This is a genomic window from Streptomyces sp. R-07 (assembly GCF_049913175.1).
Lineage (GTDB): Bacteria > Actinomycetota > Actinomycetes > Streptomycetales > Streptomycetaceae > Streptomyces.
The window spans coordinates 4,105,154-4,119,855 of sequence record NZ_CP183978.1; the positions used below are offsets into that span (position 1 = coordinate 4,105,154).

The following is a 14,702-nucleotide window of genomic DNA, read 5'->3' on the forward strand; positions in this document are numbered from 1 at the left end:
GACGCACTCATTTGGGTGGGAATTGCTCGCTCCAACGAGTGGGTCGCCAGAAGGGCGCTGACGAGGGCGTCAGTGGGGCGCTGTGGACGGCGCACGGACTGGCGGGGGGTGAGTGGGCCGATTTGTCGACCTTGTCTCCGTGCGGTGTCGACTTGTCCCCAGGCTTCGCCAGTGCCTGTGGATAACCTCTGTGGGTAACTGAAAAGTATGCAGGTAGGACTAGTGGTTCGTACCTGTGGACGAACGCTCCCGCCGTCGGGAGCGTTCGGTCACCATCGGGTCAGGCCCGACCGTCCTGGGCCCTCGCCAGCCAGTCGGAGGCCGACATGAACTCCCCGTCCGAAGTCCCGCGCCGCAGCGCCGCCACGTCCTCGACCGCCACACCCGCCCGCGGGTACGAACCGAGGAACCGCACCTTGGGGCAGATCCGCTTCAGGCCCATCAGCGCCTCGCCCACCCTCCGGTCCGAGATATGGCCCTCGGCGTCCACGGCGAAGCAGTAGTTCCCGATCCCCGCTCCCGTGGGCCGGGACTGGATCAGCATCAGGTTCACCCCGCGCACCGCGAATTCCTGGAGCAGTTCGAGGAGGGCACCCGGATGATCGTCACCCAGCCACAGCACCACCGAGGTCTTGTCCGCGCCCGTCGGAGCCGCCGGCCGGGCCGGCCGGCCCACGAGCACGAACCGGGTCTCGGCGTTCTCCGCGTCGTGGATCTCGGTGACCAGAGCCTCCAGGCCGTACGTCGCCGCCGCGAACTCCCCCGCGAAGGCGGCGTCGAACCGGCCCTCCTGCACCAGCCGGGCCCCGTCCGCGTTGGAGGCCGCGGACTCCCACACCGCCTCGGGCAGGTGCGCCCGCAGCCAGTTCCTGACCTGCGGCTGGGCCACCGGGTGGCCCGTGACCGTCTTGATCTCCGACATCCTGGTCCCGGGCCGGACGAGCAGTGCGAAGGCGATCGGGAGGAGTACCTCGCGGTAGATCATCAGCGGCTCGCCGGAGGCCAGCTCGTCCAGGGTCGCGGTCACCCCGCCCTCGACCGAGTTCTCGATCGGGACGAGCGCGGCGGCGGCCTCCCCGTTCCGTACGGCGTCGAGGGCGGCCGGGACGGAGACCATGGGGACGAGTTCCCGCGTCGCGGCCTCGGGCAGCGTGCGCAGCGCCGCCTCAGTGAAGGTGCCTTCGGGGCCGAGATACGTGTACCGGGTGGCGGACATGACGTCACCCTAATGGTCGGCGCCGCCCCGGGCGGCCGACCTGGCGGGGCTCGTCCCGGTCACCCGTCAGGCCTCCAGGAGGCGCTGGCCGACGTACTCGCCCTCGGCGGGGCCGCCCGGGACCGCGAAGAGGCCACTCGCCTCGTGGCGGATGAAAGCGGACAGCGCGTCGCCCCGGTCGAGCTTGCGCTGCACCGGGACGAAGCCCCTGAGCGGGTCCGCCTGCCAGCAGACGAAGAGCAGGCCCGCGTCCGGCGTCCCGTCCGGTCCGATCCCGTCGTGGAAGGAGAACGGCCTGCGCAGCATCGCCGCCCCGCCGTTCTGTTCGGGGGCGGAGATCCGGGAGTGGGCGTTGTCCGGGATCACCAGCTGCCCGTCCGGCCCGAACTTGTTCAGGTCGGGCTCGGTGGTCTCGGAGCCGCCGGTGAGCGGGGCCCCGTCGGACTTGCGGCGCCCGATCACCTTCTCCTGCCGGTCCAGCGGCAGCTTCTCCCAGTCGTCCAGCAGCATCCGGATCCGGCGCACCACCGCGTACGAGCCGCCGGCCATCCACTCCGGCGCCCCGCCGGTCCCGGCCGGGACGAAGATCCGCCGGTCGAAGTCCGCGTCGGTGGGCTTCGGATTGCCGGTGCCGTCGACCTGCCCCATCAGGTTGCGGGCGGTCATCGGCTTCGCGGTGGCGCCGGCCGAGCGGTTGAAGCCGTTCATCTGCCAGCGCACCCGGGCCGCGTCCCCCGCGTCCTTCTGCACGGCGCGCAGCGCGTGGAAGGCGACGAGCGCGTCGTCGGCGCCGATCTGCACCCACAGATCGCCCTCCGAGCGCCGGGGGTCGAGGGCGTCGGCGGAGAAGGCGGGCAGCGGGTCGAGCGAGGCGGGACGGCGCGAGGCGAGCCCGGTGCGGTCGAAGAAGGTACGGCCGAAGCCGAAGGTGACCGTGAGGGAGGAGGGGCCCGCGTCGAGCGCGACTCCGGTGTCCTCGGCCGGGGCCTTGCCCGACATCAGAACCTTCGCCGTGGCCGACCAACGGCGCAGCAGGGCGGCGGCCTCCTTGCGGCCGGCGCCCGGGGCGAGGTCGAAGGCGATCAGATGGCCGCGGGACTGGAGGGGGGTGGTGATGCCGGCCTGATGTTTCCCGTGAAACATCACCGCGGTCGAGCCGACGGTGGTGAGGGCCGGGGCGCCGCCCGCTCCGGTACCGGCGGTGTCGTCGCCGGACAGGGCCGCGGAGATCCCGGCGCCCCCCGCCGCGCCGACGACGAGGCCGGCCGCGCCGGCCGCGCCGACGGTGCCGAGCAGGCGCCGACGGGAGAGATCGAGGTTTTCGCTGTCGGTCACGCGTTTCAGCCGATCTTCACGTTCTTGTCGATGGTGGTCTGGTCGATCTCGGAGGTGCGGACGGTCACCTGGATCTTCCACTCGCCCGGCATCGGGATCTGGACGCCGCTCGCGCTCCAGTGTCCGGTCTGGATCCGGTCGGGGGCGACGGGCAGGGGGCCCACGTTCTTCGCCTCCAGGGTGAGGGCGATCTTGATCTCGGGTACGTCCAGCGGCTTGCCGTTGGGGCGCTCGACGAAGATGTGGAGCGCGTTGGCGCCGGTGCGGCCGGGGTCGAGGCTGAGACGGACGACGCCCTTGCCGTCGACGCCGCCGGTGTCGAAGGGCAGCCGGATGTCGACGGGGCGGTCGGGCACGGCGGCCGGGCCGGAGGCGGCGGTGGCCCTCCCGGCCTCCTCCTCGGTGCGGCCGGGCTCGGTAGAGGTGAGGACGGTGGTCACGGCGAGGAGGACGACGGCGACGGCGGCCTCGGTCAGCACCGAGCGGCGCAGACCGGCCCGCTCGGGGTCGGCGTCCCGCTCCCGCTTGCGCCGGGCGGTGGCCACGGCGGCCCGCTGCCGGGCGAGCTGCGCGGCCCGCTCGGGGTCGATCACCTCGGATCCCCGGACGTCCTCCGTGTCGGACGCGACCTCGCCAGCCTCCAGGGCCTCGTCCGCCCCCGCGACCTCGCCAGCCTCCAGGGCCTCGTCCGCCCCCGCGGTCTCGTCCGCTCCCGGGGCCTCATCCGCCCCCGCAGCCTCGCCCGTCCCCGCAGTCTCGTCCGACTCGCGTGTCGTCGGCTCCGCCAGGCGTTGGGTCCAGCGGCGGGAGGTCCAGGCGATGCCGATGAGGACCGCCATGAGGCCGATCTTGACGAGGAGCAGCTGTCCGTACCGGGTCCCGGTCAGCGCGGACCAGGAGCCGACCTGGCGCCAGGCCTGGTAGAGCCCGGTGGCCGCGAGGACGGCCACGGAGCCGAAGGCGACCTTGGAGAAGCGTTCGACCGCGGAGCGCTCGACGGACGGCGCCCGGTAGAGGGCGACGAGCAGCACGGTGAGGCCGCCGAGCCAGGCGGCGACGGCGAGGAGGTGCAGGATGTCGACGGGCATGGCGATGCCCGGCTGGAGACCGGTCGAGGCGTGCTCGGCCAGGGCCCAGGTCCCGGCGATACCGGCGGCGACGACGGTGCCGCCGATGCCGAGGCCGAAGGCGAGGTCCTTCTTCTCCTTCGGGTCGGTGCGCCGGGCGTAGGCGCCGAAGAGGACGGCCACGAAGAGCGCGGCCGCGCCGAGCAGCAGCAGCCGGGAGGTGAGCGCGGCGCCGGTCTTCGTCTCCAGGACGGCCTTCAGGCCCGCCAGGTCGAAGGCGTCGGAGAGCTCGCCGGAGCCGGTGTACGGGCTGCGCAGGAGCAGCATCGCCAGGGTGGCGACGGTCAGGGTCAGCCAGCCCCGGACCACGGTCTGCTGGACGGGGCGGACGCTCGCGCCGCGCGGCCAGCAGGCCAGGACGAAGGCGCCGCCGCCGACGAGGACCGCGAATCCGGCGTACGAGAGGTAGCGCGCGATGCCGTACAGGGTGCCGACGAGTCCGCCGCCGGGCGCCTGGTCGGGCAGGGCGACGGAAGTGGTGGAGGGGGCGCCGATGGAGAAGGTGAAGGCCCCGGCGATGGGGTGGCTGTCGGCCGAGACGGTCTGCCAGGCCACGGTGTACGTGCCGTCGGGCAGTCCGGCGCGGAGCCCCACCCCGTACCGGACGACGGAGCCGCTGCACAGGTCGCGTATCTCGCCGGTGTCGGCCCGCCGGCCCGCCGGGTCGAGGACCCGGATGGAGTCGGGGCTCATGGCGACCTGTTCGGAGAAGGTCAGGTTGACCTCCTTGGGGGCGGTGACGACCACCGCCCCGTCCTTCGGGTCGCTGCCGGTGAGCGCCGCGTGCGCGGAGGCGGGGGCGGCGCCGGCGAGCAGCGTGCCGAGCAGCGCGGCCGCGAGGATCAGCAGCCGGGCCAGGGCGTTGCCGAGGCGCGGGGCGGTGGTTGTCATCTCTGTGTCACTCCGTCAACGAGCTCAGTGCTGCTGCGGGTTGTGGTTGGCTGCTTCGACGGGGACGTCGACCTTGATGGGGTCGGACTTCTCGAAGTGCAGTTCGATGCTGACCTTGTCGCCCTGCTTGGGCTTCGACTTCAGCTCCATGAACATGATGTGGCTGCCGCCGCGTTCGAGCTTCAGCTCCCCGTTCGCGGGGATGTCGAACGACGTCACCTGCTGCATCTTCTGGTTCTTCGTCTCGTGGATCGTGATGTCGTCCGAGAGGGGGCTGGTGACGGAGGTCAGCTTGTCCGCCGTGTCGCCGTCGTTCTTGATGGTGAGGAAGCCGCCGGCCATGTCCATCACCGGCTGCGGCATGAACGCGCCGCTGACCTCCAGCTCGGGCTTGCTGTCGGAGGACGAGCACCCGGTCAGCGCGAGCGCGGCGGCGAGCGCCACGGCGGCGGACAGGGCGGTGCCGCGGGAGACGGTCCGGGAGGTGGTGCGGGTGGTGCGGGCCAGGGTCACGGGTTCTCCCCCTTGATGATCTTCGGCAGGTCCTTGGCGTAGTCGTCGACGGTCGTGTCCTCGCCGTACAGGACGTAGCCCTGGTCGGTGGTGGGCGAGAAGGCGATCACCTGGGCTCCGTGCATGGAGACGACCGAGCCGTTCTTCTCCGTCTTCGGCGGGTCGATGCCGATGCCGATCTGCCGGGCCCCCGCCTGGATGGCGGAGAACTCGCCGGTGAGACCGGTGAAGGAGGGGTCGCCGGCGGCGGGCAGCCACTTGGCGAGCTCGGCGGAGGTGTCCCGCTCGGGGTCGGTGGTGACGAAGACGACCTGGAGCTTGTCCTGGTCGGCCTTGGGGAGCTGCTTCCTGGCGATGGCGATGTTGCTCATCGTCATCGGGCAGACGTCGGGGCAGTGCGTGTAGCCGAAGTAGATGAGGGTCGGCTTGCCCTTGGTCCGCTCCCGCAGGTCGTACTTCTCGCCCTTGGTGTCGGTGAGGACGAGCGCGGGCTTGGTGAACGGCCGGTCGAGGACGGTGGCGGCCTTGGTGGAGTCGCTGCCGCCGGAGACCTCGGCGACCGCGGAGCCGGAGCCCGCGGGCTTGTCGTCGTTGCCGCCGAGGCCGAGGGAGGCGGTGATGCCGATGGCGGCGACGATCGTGACGGCCGCGATGACCAGTGGCGTGCGCCGCCCGGGACGGGCCGTTGCCGCCCCGGGCGTCTTCTCTTCAGACATGGTGCTTCTTCCGGATCTCGGGTGCGGGTGCGGCCGTCAGGCCGAGCGGCGGCGGCCGGCGAGGACGCCGAAGGCGACCCCGGCGACACCGACGAGGATGCCGACGATGCCGAGGACACGGGCCGTGGTGTCGGTGGAGGAGGCGGCGGCCGTCTCCTCGTGGTCGGCCGCCTTGCCGTCGTGACCGGCCTTCTCGTCCGTCTCGGCGGAGGCGGAGGCGGACGGAGCGGCGCCGCCGTGGTGGTCGGCGGACGCGGCGGAGAGCTTCAGGACGGGGGCCGGGTTCTGCGGCTCCTCCGCGCCCTCCTTCTGCTCCTCGATCCAGCGCACGACCTCCTTGTTGTCGTACGTCTGGATCGCCTTGAGGACCAGCTCGTCGGTGTCCTCCGGGAGCTGGCCGAGGGAGAGCGGGAACTGCTGGAACTGGCCGGGGCCGATCTTCGAGCCGTCGGCGGTCCAGGTGACCTTGGAGACGGCCTGCTTGATCTGCTTGCCGTGCAGCGTCAGCGGCTTGTCGAGATCGGCCTTCGTCACCTGGGCCTTCCAGCCGGGGACGGGCTGCGGCATGACGGAGGCCAGCGGGTGGTCGAGCGGGAAGTCGACCTCGACCTTCACGGTGGAGGCGTTGTCGCGCTCGTTCGGGACCTTGAGGTTGACGGTCGCGTAGCCGCCCTTGGCCGCCTCGCCCTGCGGCTGCACGCTGACGTGCGCGAAGGCGGTGCCGGACAGCAGCACCACGGAGGAGAGGGCGATGCCGCCGGCGAGGGCGGCGCGGGTGGCGGTACGGGTACGGGAGACGTTCATGGCAGAAGACACTCCAGCTCGGAGAGAGGCGAGGGCGTCCGGCACGCGAGGGGACCGGAGTCCCGCACAGGCGTGCGGACGAGCACGGCCCGCTCACGTCGAGCGGTCCGCGTCAGGCTGCGAGGACGCAGTCGGCGGCCGGGGGGCCGCGCCTGATCACCGTGTGCTGGAGGGCCTCGGCCGCCGGCGGCGGCGAGGAGTCGGAGGGCGCCCGGAGGGTCCGCCGCGGTCCGGTGCGCGGAGCCGCCGGAAGACCGGCGAGCAGGGTCCGTACGAGGTGGAGCGCGGCCCGCAGGGAGCGCACGAGGGCGCACTCGGCGAGCTCCGTCGCGCCCTGCTCGGAGAGCTCCACGAGCCGGCCGAGGGCGCGGTCGCCGCGGCGCAGCAGCCAGCCCGTGGCCAGGGCGGCCAGGAGGTGGCCGACGAGCATGGGCAGGCTGGGCAGCAGCCCGCCCGCGGTCGCCGTGGCGGCCGTGTGGCCCATGTGGGCGTGCGCCGCCATGGCCGGGTCGAGTCCGGCGTCGGTGACGATCCGGGCGGCGTCGGCGGGGTCGAGGGACGCCGTCCCCGCTCCGCAGACCAGCCGGGCGGCCATCCGGACGAGGGCGTCGTCGGCCTGGCTGCTCAGGGCGAGCTGCCGTTGTCCGAGCCCGAAGAGGACGTGCAGGCCGAGCTGCCCGCCCGCGAGGGCGCCGACGACGAAGCCGAGGGAGCGCTCACGTCCGGCGAAGAGCACGGTGACCCCGAAGACGCCGAGGAAACCGGCGACGAGGGTCCACAGGGCGATGCCCTCGCAGGCGGCGAGGGCGTGTCCCGACGCGGACAGCACGACGCAGACCGCGGTGAACACCGCGGCCCTCAGCAGCCGTGGAGCGAGCGCGGGGGCAGTCATGGCGGGCCCATCATCGCACCCGGCGGCCCACCGCCATGAGGCAGGTCCGGAAGGTCGTTCTTGGGCGTCTTCGCGCCGAGATACCCCGGCCTCGGGGGTGAGATACCCCGGCCTCGGGGGTGAGATACCCCGGCCTCGGGGGTGAGATACCCCGGCCTCGGGGCTGAGACAGACCGGCCTCCGGGGCGACATCCACCGGCCTCGGGGGTGGCATACACCGGCGCACGCCCCCCGTGCATCCGCCGAACGAGCGCTCTTGACGCCTCCGGGCGCTTACGGAGCGTCCGCTCAGGCAATAGGTAACGGTATGTCGAGCCGCTGCCGGGAGGCTGGAGCATGAGCATCTGGTGGTCACTCCATCTGCGGCGCGAGGCCGCGAGCGTGCCGCTCGCGCGAAGGCTTCTGCTGGGCACGATGGAGACGGCGGGTGTCGATCCCGACGTGTCGTACGAGTTGTCGGTCGCGCTGACCGAGGCGTGTGCCAACGCCGTCGAGCACGGCGGCGGAGGCGGCTCCCGCGAGCCGGGCGGGGCGTACCGGGTGACGGCGTACCTGGACGGCGAGACCTGCCGTATCGAGGTCGCCGACTCGGGCCCGGGCTTCCCGGGAAGCGCTGTCCCCGCCGTCGCGGCGGACGAGGCCGAGCACGGCCGGGGGCTGCGCCTGATCGAGGAGCTGGCCGATCACGTCCAGTTCGGCAACCGCTCCGGCCGGGGAGGGGCCGTGGTCAGCTTCGACAAGATCCTGAAGTGGCGGGACAGCCCGTCGCTGCTCCTCGCATAGGGAAGGGCCCCCGCCGGTCGGTCGGCGGGGGCCCTTCGGTTCCAACGTACGCGGAGATCAGCCCTTCAGCGCGGCCATCCACGCCTCGACCTCGTCGGCGCGGCGCGGCAGCCCCTCCGAGAGGTTCCGGTTGCCGTCCTCGGTGACGAGGATGTCGTCCTCGATCCGGACGCCGATGCCGCGGTACTCCTCCGGCACGGTCAGGTCGTCGGCCTGGAAGTACAGACCGGGCTCGACGGTCAGGCACATGCCCGGCTCGAGCGTGGTGTCGACGTACTTCTCGGTGCGCGCGGCGGCGCAGTCGTGGACGTCCATGCCGAGCATGTGACCGGTGCCGTGGAGGGTCCAGCGGCGCTGGAGGCCGAGCTCCAGGACGCGCTCGACCGGGCCCTCGACGAGGCCCCACTCGACGAGCTTCTCGGCGAGGACGCGCTGGGCGGCGTCGTGGAAGTCGCGGTAGGCGGCGCCGGGCTTCACCGCGGCGATGCCGGCCTCCTGCGCCTCGTACACGGCGTCGTAGATCTTGCGCTGGATCTCGGTGTACCGGCCGTTGATCGGCAGGGTGCGCGTGATGTCGGCGGTGTAGAGCTCGGTGGTCTCCACGCCGGCGTCGAGCAGCAGCAGGTCGCCGGAGCGGACGTCGCCGTCGTTGCGGACCCAGTGCAGGGTCGTGGCGTGCGGGCCGGCGGCGCAGATGGAGCCGTAGCCGATGTCGTTGCCCTCGACGCGGGCGCGCAGGAAGAACGTGCCCTCGATGTAGCGCTCGCTGGTGGCCTCGGCCTTGTCGAGGACCTTGACGACGTCCTCGAAGCCGCGGGCGGTCGAGGCGCAGGCCTTCTCCAGCTCGGCGATCTCGAAGGCGTCCTTGACGAGGCGGGCCTCGGAGAGGTGGACGCGGAGTTCCTCGTCGCGCTCGGCGGTGACCTTGTCGGTCAGCGCGGCCTCGATGCCGGCGTCGTGGCCGCGGACGGCGCGGACGGGGCCGGTGGCCTCCTTGAGGGCGGCGGCGAGCTCGCGCACGTCCTTCGCCGGGATGCCGAGGAGCTGCTCGGCCTCGGTGAGGGAGTGGCGGCGGCCGACCCACAGCTCGCCCTGGCCGTCGAGCCAGAACTCGCCGTTCTCGCGGTTCGAGCGCGGCAGCAGGTAGATCGTCGCCTCGTGGCCGTCCTTGACCGGCTCCAGGACGAGGACGCCGTCCTGGGTCTGGTCGCCGGTGAGGTACGCGTACTCGGTGGAGGCGCGGAAGGCGTACTCGGTGTCGTTCGACCGGGTCTTCAGGTTCCCGGCGGGGATCACCAGACGCTCGCCCGGGAAGCGCGCGGAGAGCGCGGCGCGGCGCGCGGCGGTCTTGTCGGCCTGCGCGATGGGCGCCAGGTCGTGCAGCTCGGTGTCGGCCCAGCCGGACTTCATGTTCTCGGCGAGCTCGTCGGACACGCCCGGGTACAGGCCGTTCTTCCGCTGCTTGATCGCCTGCTGCTCGTCGGTCTCTTCCGGGGTCTCCGGCGTGAGCTCCTCGGCCACGGGTCTGCCTCCTCTTGGTACGACACTGAACCCCCACCATCGTACGGTCGTACGGAAGGGGGCCCAGGGCCGGAAGACCCATTACCGGAGTGTCACATTCCGGTCACTCGAAGCGGGCGGCGAGCAGGACCACGTCCTCCCCGTCCACAGCCGGGTCCAGGCCCTCGGGAAGCAGGGTCCGCAGGACGTGGTCGGCGACGGCGCCCGGGTCGCCCCGGTCCGCCTTCGGAACGCTCGCGGCGGCCGCGTGGAGCCGTGCGAAGGCCCGGTCCATGGCGTCGCCGGTACGGCGCAGCAGCCCGTCCGTGTAGAGAAGCACCGTTTCTCCGGGCGCGGGGGACAGCTCCACGCTCGGCGCCTCCCAGCAGGAGAGCATCCCGAGCGGGGCCGAGAGCGAGGTCTCGACGAACTCGGTGCGCCGGTCGCCGATGACCAGCGGCGGGGCGTGTCCGGCGCCGGCGAGGACGATCCGGCGCTGCGCGGGCTCGGCGTACGCGAAGAGCGCGGTCGCCGAGCGGGCGGGTTCGGTGAGCCGGAGCAGCAGCTCCAGGTCGGAGAGGACGGCGACGGGGTCCTCGCCCTCCATCACCGCGTACGCCCGGAGGGAGGCGCGCAGCCGGCCCATGGCGGCCAGCGCGCTGGGTCCGGTCCCGGAGACGGAGCCGACGGCCAGGCCGAGGGCGCCGTCCGGCAGCGGCAGCGCGTCGTACCAGTCGCCGCCGCCGAGCGGGCCGGTGCGGTGGCGGAAGGCGAGCTGGACGCCGGGGACGCGGGGGAGACGGCTGGGGAGCAGCTCCTCGGCGACGGTGGCGACCTGGACGCGGGCGCGCTCGACCTGGAGGAGCCGGGCGAGGTGCTCGGTGGCGAAGCGGCCGTAGAGCCCGATGAGGTGGCGCTGGCGGTCGGTGGGTTCGGCCGGCTCGTCGTAGAGCCAGACGACCGCGCCGAGCCGGCCGGCGTCCTCGGTGGCGAGCGGGAGGGCGTAGCTGGCGGCGTAGCCGAGGCGGGCGGCGACCTCGCGGTGGCGCGGGTCGAGGCCTTCTTCCGTGCGGACGTCGCGGATGGCGATCGGATCGGGAACGCGCTCCGGGTGCCCGGTATCGGGCAGGCCGTCGAGGAGGCGGCCGTAGCTGGTGGCGCTGCGCGGCACGGTCTCGATGGTGCCGAGGTCGGAGTGGGCGAGGCCGAGCCCGATGGTGCTGGTGGGGCCGCGGCCGTCGGCCGGTTCGAGGACGGCCATGCCGCGGCGGGCGCCGACCAGGGCGGCGCCGGCGCCGAGCACCTCGCGGAGGGCCTCGTCGAGGGAGGCGGTCCTGATGAGGCGCTCGGTGAGTTCGTGGAGGGTGGTGAGGTCGGAGACCCAGGAGGCCAGCCGGTCCTGGATCAGCACTCCGGGTGGGAGGGCCTCGTCGGAGGGACTTGCCGCCGCGGGCACCCCGGGGAGGGGCGACGTAGTGTGCGGGGGCCCGGGAACCGTGGAATCGATTCCGGCCACTTTCGGCATGTGTGGGGCGCTCATGTCAGTCGGCTTTCCGACCGGTGCGTTTGACGCCATAGCATCGCAAACCCCCATGTCATTCTGAGCCGCTCGATGCATCCACATGTACACGCACAAGAGGAACGATGTCCAGCATTGTCCCCACGGGACTTGTGGTGTCCGTGAGGTCGTGCGTGGGGGTTGAAGTGCGCGGGAAGTTGGCCGAAAATTGCCCCCGGTGTGCACCTTTTGCGGTCGACTGGCGTCGTTTGAAAGCGCGTCATTCCGAGCGTGCTGGGTACGTAATCGGTGACAGGCAGGGGCAGTTGACACCGCCCCGGAACGTGACGCGGAACCCCGGCGTCTTTCCCGCCGCAGGCCGCAACCCGCCACCGAGTGGCGGGGAACGTGTTCTGACCCGCTCCGGCTCTGACCTGGCTCCACCCGGTTCCCCCGGGATCCACCCGGCACCGGCCCGGTCCGCCCCGCTCCTCAGCGGGCCGGCACCCCGCCGACCAGGCACGCGCTGATACGCACGGTGAAGTGTTCTGCACATGGTGTGATGTGGATTCGGCGTTCAACGGAAAGGAACGAGCGCTCATGCGCGAGATCCTCGGAAGGCGACGCAGGCTCCGGTTCCGGCGCAAGGAGAGGACCGCACGGCTCGACGCCGCGGTCACCTTCGCGGTCGAGTGGAACTGGCCGGTCCTGCCGGGCGCGAGCCTGAGAGCGACGACCCGTACGGCCGCGGGAGTCGCCTGCTCCTGCCCCGACCCCGACTGCGTGGTGCCCGGCGCGCACCCCTACGACCCCGGACTGCTCGCGGCCACCACGGATGAGCGCATGGTCCGCTGGTGGTGGACCCGGCGCCCGGACGCCCCGGTGGTCCTCGCCACGGGCGGCGGCGCGCCCTGCGCGGTCAGCCTCCCCGCGGTGGCGGGCGCGCGGGCCCTCGCCGCCCTCGACGCCACGGGCATGCGGCTCGGCCCGGTGGTGGCCACCCCGACCCGGTGGTCGATCCTCGTCGCCCCGTACGGCCTGGAACGGCTGGGCGAGCTGCTGTACGCGAAGGACAGCGTGCCCAGCTCGCTGCGGTTCCACGGCGAGGGCGGCTACCTGCTGCTTCCGCCCTCGGTCGCCGGGACCGGGCAGGTGCGCTGGGAGCGGGCGCCGCTCACGGGCTCGGCCCGGCCGTGGCTGCCCGACGTCGAGGCCGTGGTCGACGCCCTGGTCGAGGCGAGCACGAGCACACCGGGCGGCGGGAGCCGGCTGGCGTACTGAGGCGGGCGGGCGCGGCCGTTCACCCGAACGGGTGTGTCCTGGTCCGACTTGTACGGGAAACGGGCGCGCGGCCGGCCGGGCGCCCGTTTCCCGCGGCTATGTTCACCCCACCGTTCAAGATCTCCGGATCTTGCAGTTCTCCAGCCGAGCAGGAGCAGGTGGGTCCCATGAGCCCGGTGAACCTCCGCGTGGTCGGACTCGGGACCGCCGTCACGGTCGCCGTCCTGCTGCCCCTCGTCGCGATGGCGGGGCCGACGGAGGATCCCGTACGGCAGCCCGGCGCGAGCGCCGAGGGTGACGCCGCCGGCGCGGGCGCCGAGGGCGACGCGAAGGCCGGGGACCTGCTGAGGGGGCTCGGCCTGGGAACCCGTACACCCGCCTCCGCCCCTCCCGCAACCGGTTCCGCGGTTCAGGCGGCGCCCGCGTCCCCGGAGCGCGTCACGCGTTGTGGGCCGGAACTCGCCTCTCCGGAGGGGGTCGAGGCGCAGACCTGCGTCCTGAGCGAGGGTCCCGACGTCTGGGCGCGCACGTACTACCGGAACGCCACCGGGCGCCAGCTCGACGCGTTTCTGACCCTCATGGCCCCCGGCGGGCGGACCGTGCAAGTGCGCTGCGCGATCACGGCGCAGGACGAACCGGGAACCTGTGAAACACCGGCGGAGCGCGCTCGGGACGCGGCCACGGCGTATACGGCCGTTGCGGAATTCGCCGGAGCCGGCGAGGGCGACAGCACTCCGCTGCTGCTCCGCGCGGGAAGCAACACGGCGGACGGCGAGGGAAGTTGAGCGTCGGACGCTTCGGGCCTGCCGGAAGCGGACATGGAAAGGCCCGGTCGCTGGCGACGGGGGATGCACCAGCGACCGGGCTCCAAGAACGGTAACAAGAGATCTGCGGTTCGCAAATTCGATCTCGGTTATTCGGACAGGGATTTACCCGTCCGGAGACCCGCCTTGTGGCGGAAGTCACCGACTGGTCGGTCTGTCAGTCACCGATACCACCTGGGGTATCAGCTGAGAGTCACCTGACGGTTCGTGAGGCCGCCGCGCGCCCGGCGCTCCTCCGCCGTCAGCGGGGCGTCCGAGGCGAGCGCCGCGGCCAGCCGCTCGGCGAACGCGGCCGCCGGCTTCTCGCACTCCTCGGCCGTCATCGAGGACGGCAGGTCCCACACCGGCACCATCAGGCCGTGGGCCCGGAAGGAACCGACGAGCCGGGTGTCCGCGCCGAGCGAGGTGCCCTCGCCGGCCTGCAGACGGGCGAGCGCGTCGAGGAGCTTCTCCTCCGGGTACGGCATGACCCAGCGCAGGTGGTTCTTGTCCGGGACCTCGCACCAGTAAGCGGAGTCCACGCTCGCCAGCTTCACCGTCGGGATCGCGGCCGCGTTGGCCCGCTCCAGGGACGCGGCGACCTCCGGGTCGGCGCCGTCCGCGGACTGCGGGATCCAGAACTCGAAGCCCGTGTGGACCTCCGGCGCGAACGGGGCGTCCGCGTCGAGCAGCTCCTGCAGGCGCGGGCCCTCGGCCGGCACGCGGCGGGCGGGGACCGGGGTGCCCGGCTCCGCCTCCAGGGCGCGCTGGAGGGTGTCGGCGAGGTCGCGGGCCAGGTCGCCGGAGGTCGAGTCGTTCTGCAGGGCGAGCAGGACGGAGCCGTCGTCGCGGCGGAGCGCCGGCCACGCCATCGGCAGCACGGTCGCGAGCGTCACGGACGGCACGCCCTCGGGCAGCCCGCCCTTCAGGGTGAGCGGCACGGTGGCGGCCGGCACCAGCTCGCGCAGCGCGACCCAGTCGCACTCGCCGGGCAGACCCTCGAAGGGGCGCTGGACGAGCTCGGTCACGGCGTGCGCGGCGGCCCGGCCGTGACACGCCTTGTAGCGGCGGCCCGAACCGCACGGGCACGGCTCGCGCGCGCCGACGACCGGGATCTCCCCGCTCGTGACCTGTGCCTGGCCGGTCTTGCCGGCCTTCGTCTGGGGGCGCTTCTTGGCCATGGTGTGGCTTTCTCCCGATCGCGGCTGTGCGGTGTGCGGTGCTGTATCGGCCGCGAGCCTAGCCGCACCGGACGCCGACGCCCTTCAGGCGGGGCGGCGGGACAGCCCGGGCGGGTACGGAGACTGGCGCCGGGCTCACGGTGCGGGCGGGCGCGGCGGTGA

At 72.8% G+C, this 14,702-nt stretch carries 13 protein-coding genes; 3 read left to right on the forward strand and 10 right to left on the reverse strand.

Annotated features, from left to right (window positions below; all coding sequences use genetic code 11):
* Window positions 1–280: 280 nt before the first annotated feature.
* From pheA to ACN9M0_RS18685, 7 genes are all read right to left on the reverse strand, one after another.
* Window positions 281–1,216 (reverse strand): prephenate dehydratase, encoded by a 936-nt coding sequence (pheA, locus tag ACN9M0_RS18655; protein ID WP_366037561.1) that lies wholly within the window; start codon window positions 1,214–1,216, stop codon window positions 281–283.
* A gap of 66 nt (window positions 1,217–1,282) precedes the next feature.
* Window positions 1,283–2,551: an iron uptake transporter deferrochelatase/peroxidase subunit gene (gene efeB / locus ACN9M0_RS18660; RefSeq protein ID WP_426403916.1), complete on the reverse strand. Its 1,269-nt coding sequence runs from the start codon at window positions 2,549–2,551 to the stop codon at window positions 1,283–1,285.
* A 5-nt stretch (window positions 2,552–2,556) separates the two neighbouring features.
* On the reverse strand, window positions 2,557–4,569 hold the full coding sequence (locus ACN9M0_RS18665; protein ID WP_426403917.1) for a copper resistance protein CopC: 2,013 nt from the start codon (window positions 4,567–4,569) through the stop codon (window positions 2,557–2,559).
* A 24-nt stretch (window positions 4,570–4,593) separates the two neighbouring features.
* Window positions 4,594–5,082 (reverse strand): copper chaperone PCu(A)C, encoded by a 489-nt coding sequence (locus ACN9M0_RS18670; protein WP_366037558.1) that lies wholly within the window; start codon window positions 5,080–5,082, stop codon window positions 4,594–4,596.
* A complete protein-coding gene (locus ACN9M0_RS18675) occupies window positions 5,079–5,798 on the reverse strand; it encodes an SCO family protein (protein ID WP_426403918.1) in 720 nt (239 codons plus the stop codon). Before ACN9M0_RS18675 ends, ACN9M0_RS18670 begins: the two co-directional genes overlap by 4 nt.
* Before the next feature lie 36 nt (window positions 5,799–5,834).
* Entirely contained in the window at window positions 5,835–6,602 is a 768-nt protein-coding gene (locus tag ACN9M0_RS18680) for a YcnI family protein (protein ID WP_426403919.1), read from the reverse strand.
* A gap of 112 nt (window positions 6,603–6,714) precedes the next feature.
* Window positions 6,715–7,494 carry a hypothetical protein gene (locus tag ACN9M0_RS18685; protein ID WP_366037555.1) on the reverse strand — a complete coding sequence of 260 codons (780 nt, stop codon included), beginning with the start codon at window positions 7,492–7,494 and terminating at the stop codon, window positions 6,715–6,717.
* Between the two features lie 336 nt (window positions 7,495–7,830).
* On the opposite strand from ACN9M0_RS18685, the gene ACN9M0_RS18690 reads away from it, so the two are divergent.
* On the forward strand, window positions 7,831–8,277 hold the full coding sequence (locus ACN9M0_RS18690) for an ATP-binding protein (RefSeq protein ID WP_366037554.1): 447 nt from the start codon (window positions 7,831–7,833) through the stop codon (window positions 8,275–8,277).
* Window positions 8,278–8,334: 57 nt separating this feature from the next.
* On the opposite strand, the gene ACN9M0_RS18695 is transcribed toward ACN9M0_RS18690, so the two are convergent.
* Both ACN9M0_RS18695 and ACN9M0_RS18700 read right to left on the reverse strand, forming a co-directional pair.
* A complete protein-coding gene (locus tag ACN9M0_RS18695) occupies window positions 8,335–9,798 on the reverse strand; it encodes an aminopeptidase P family protein (RefSeq protein WP_399696273.1) in 1,464 nt (487 codons plus the stop codon).
* Between the two features lie 103 nt (window positions 9,799–9,901).
* Window positions 9,902–11,353 carry a PP2C family protein-serine/threonine phosphatase gene (locus tag ACN9M0_RS18700; RefSeq protein WP_426403920.1) on the reverse strand — a complete coding sequence of 484 codons (1,452 nt, stop codon included), beginning with the start codon at window positions 11,351–11,353 and terminating at the stop codon, window positions 9,902–9,904.
* Between the two features lie 522 nt (window positions 11,354–11,875).
* On the opposite strand from ACN9M0_RS18700, the gene ACN9M0_RS18705 reads away from it, so the two are divergent.
* Together ACN9M0_RS18705 and ACN9M0_RS18710 are read left to right on the forward strand one after the other, a co-directional pair.
* Window positions 11,876–12,556 carry a bifunctional DNA primase/polymerase gene (locus tag ACN9M0_RS18705; protein WP_366037551.1) on the forward strand — a complete coding sequence of 227 codons (681 nt, stop codon included), beginning with the start codon at window positions 11,876–11,878 and terminating at the stop codon, window positions 12,554–12,556.
* 167 nt (window positions 12,557–12,723) lie between these two features.
* Entirely contained in the window at window positions 12,724–13,341 is a 618-nt protein-coding gene (locus ACN9M0_RS18710) for a hypothetical protein (RefSeq protein WP_426403921.1), read from the forward strand.
* Between the two features lie 221 nt (window positions 13,342–13,562).
* Here ACN9M0_RS18710 and ACN9M0_RS18715 read toward each other — a convergent pair whose 3' ends face one another.
* Window positions 13,563–14,540, reverse strand: coding sequence for a DUF5926 family protein (locus ACN9M0_RS18715; RefSeq protein WP_366037549.1), 978 nt, complete (start codon window positions 14,538–14,540; stop codon window positions 13,563–13,565).
* Window positions 14,541–14,702 lie beyond the last annotated feature (162 nt).

Excerpts from the sequence above, each read along its gene's own strand:
- ACN9M0_RS18710 (WP_426403921.1), top strand. The coding sequence starts at position 12,724 with ATGAGCCCGGTGAACCTCCGCGTGGTCGGACTCGGGACCGCCGTCACG.
- ACN9M0_RS18715 (WP_366037549.1), bottom strand. The coding sequence starts at position 14,540 with ATGGCCAAGAAGCGCCCCCAGACGAAGGCCGGCAAGACCGGCCAGGCA.
- ACN9M0_RS18680 (WP_426403919.1), bottom strand. The coding sequence starts at position 6,602 with ATGAACGTCTCCCGTACCCGTACCGCCACCCGCGCCGCCCTCGCCGGC.
- ACN9M0_RS18705 (WP_366037551.1), top strand. The coding sequence starts at position 11,876 with ATGCGCGAGATCCTCGGAAGGCGACGCAGGCTCCGGTTCCGGCGCAAG.
- ACN9M0_RS18675 (WP_426403918.1), bottom strand. The coding sequence starts at position 5,798 with ATGTCTGAAGAGAAGACGCCCGGGGCGGCAACGGCCCGTCCCGGGCGG.
- ACN9M0_RS18685 (WP_366037555.1), bottom strand. The coding sequence starts at position 7,494 with ATGACTGCCCCCGCGCTCGCTCCACGGCTGCTGAGGGCCGCGGTGTTC.
- ACN9M0_RS18665 (WP_426403917.1), bottom strand. The coding sequence starts at position 4,569 with ATGACAACCACCGCCCCGCGCCTCGGCAACGCCCTGGCCCGGCTGCTG.
- ACN9M0_RS18700 (WP_426403920.1), bottom strand. The coding sequence starts at position 11,353 with ATGGCGTCAAACGCACCGGTCGGAAAGCCGACTGACATGAGCGCCCCA.
- pheA (WP_366037561.1), bottom strand. The coding sequence starts at position 1,216 with ATGTCCGCCACCCGGTACACGTATCTCGGCCCCGAAGGCACCTTCACT.
- ACN9M0_RS18690 (WP_366037554.1), top strand. The coding sequence starts at position 7,831 with ATGAGCATCTGGTGGTCACTCCATCTGCGGCGCGAGGCCGCGAGCGTG.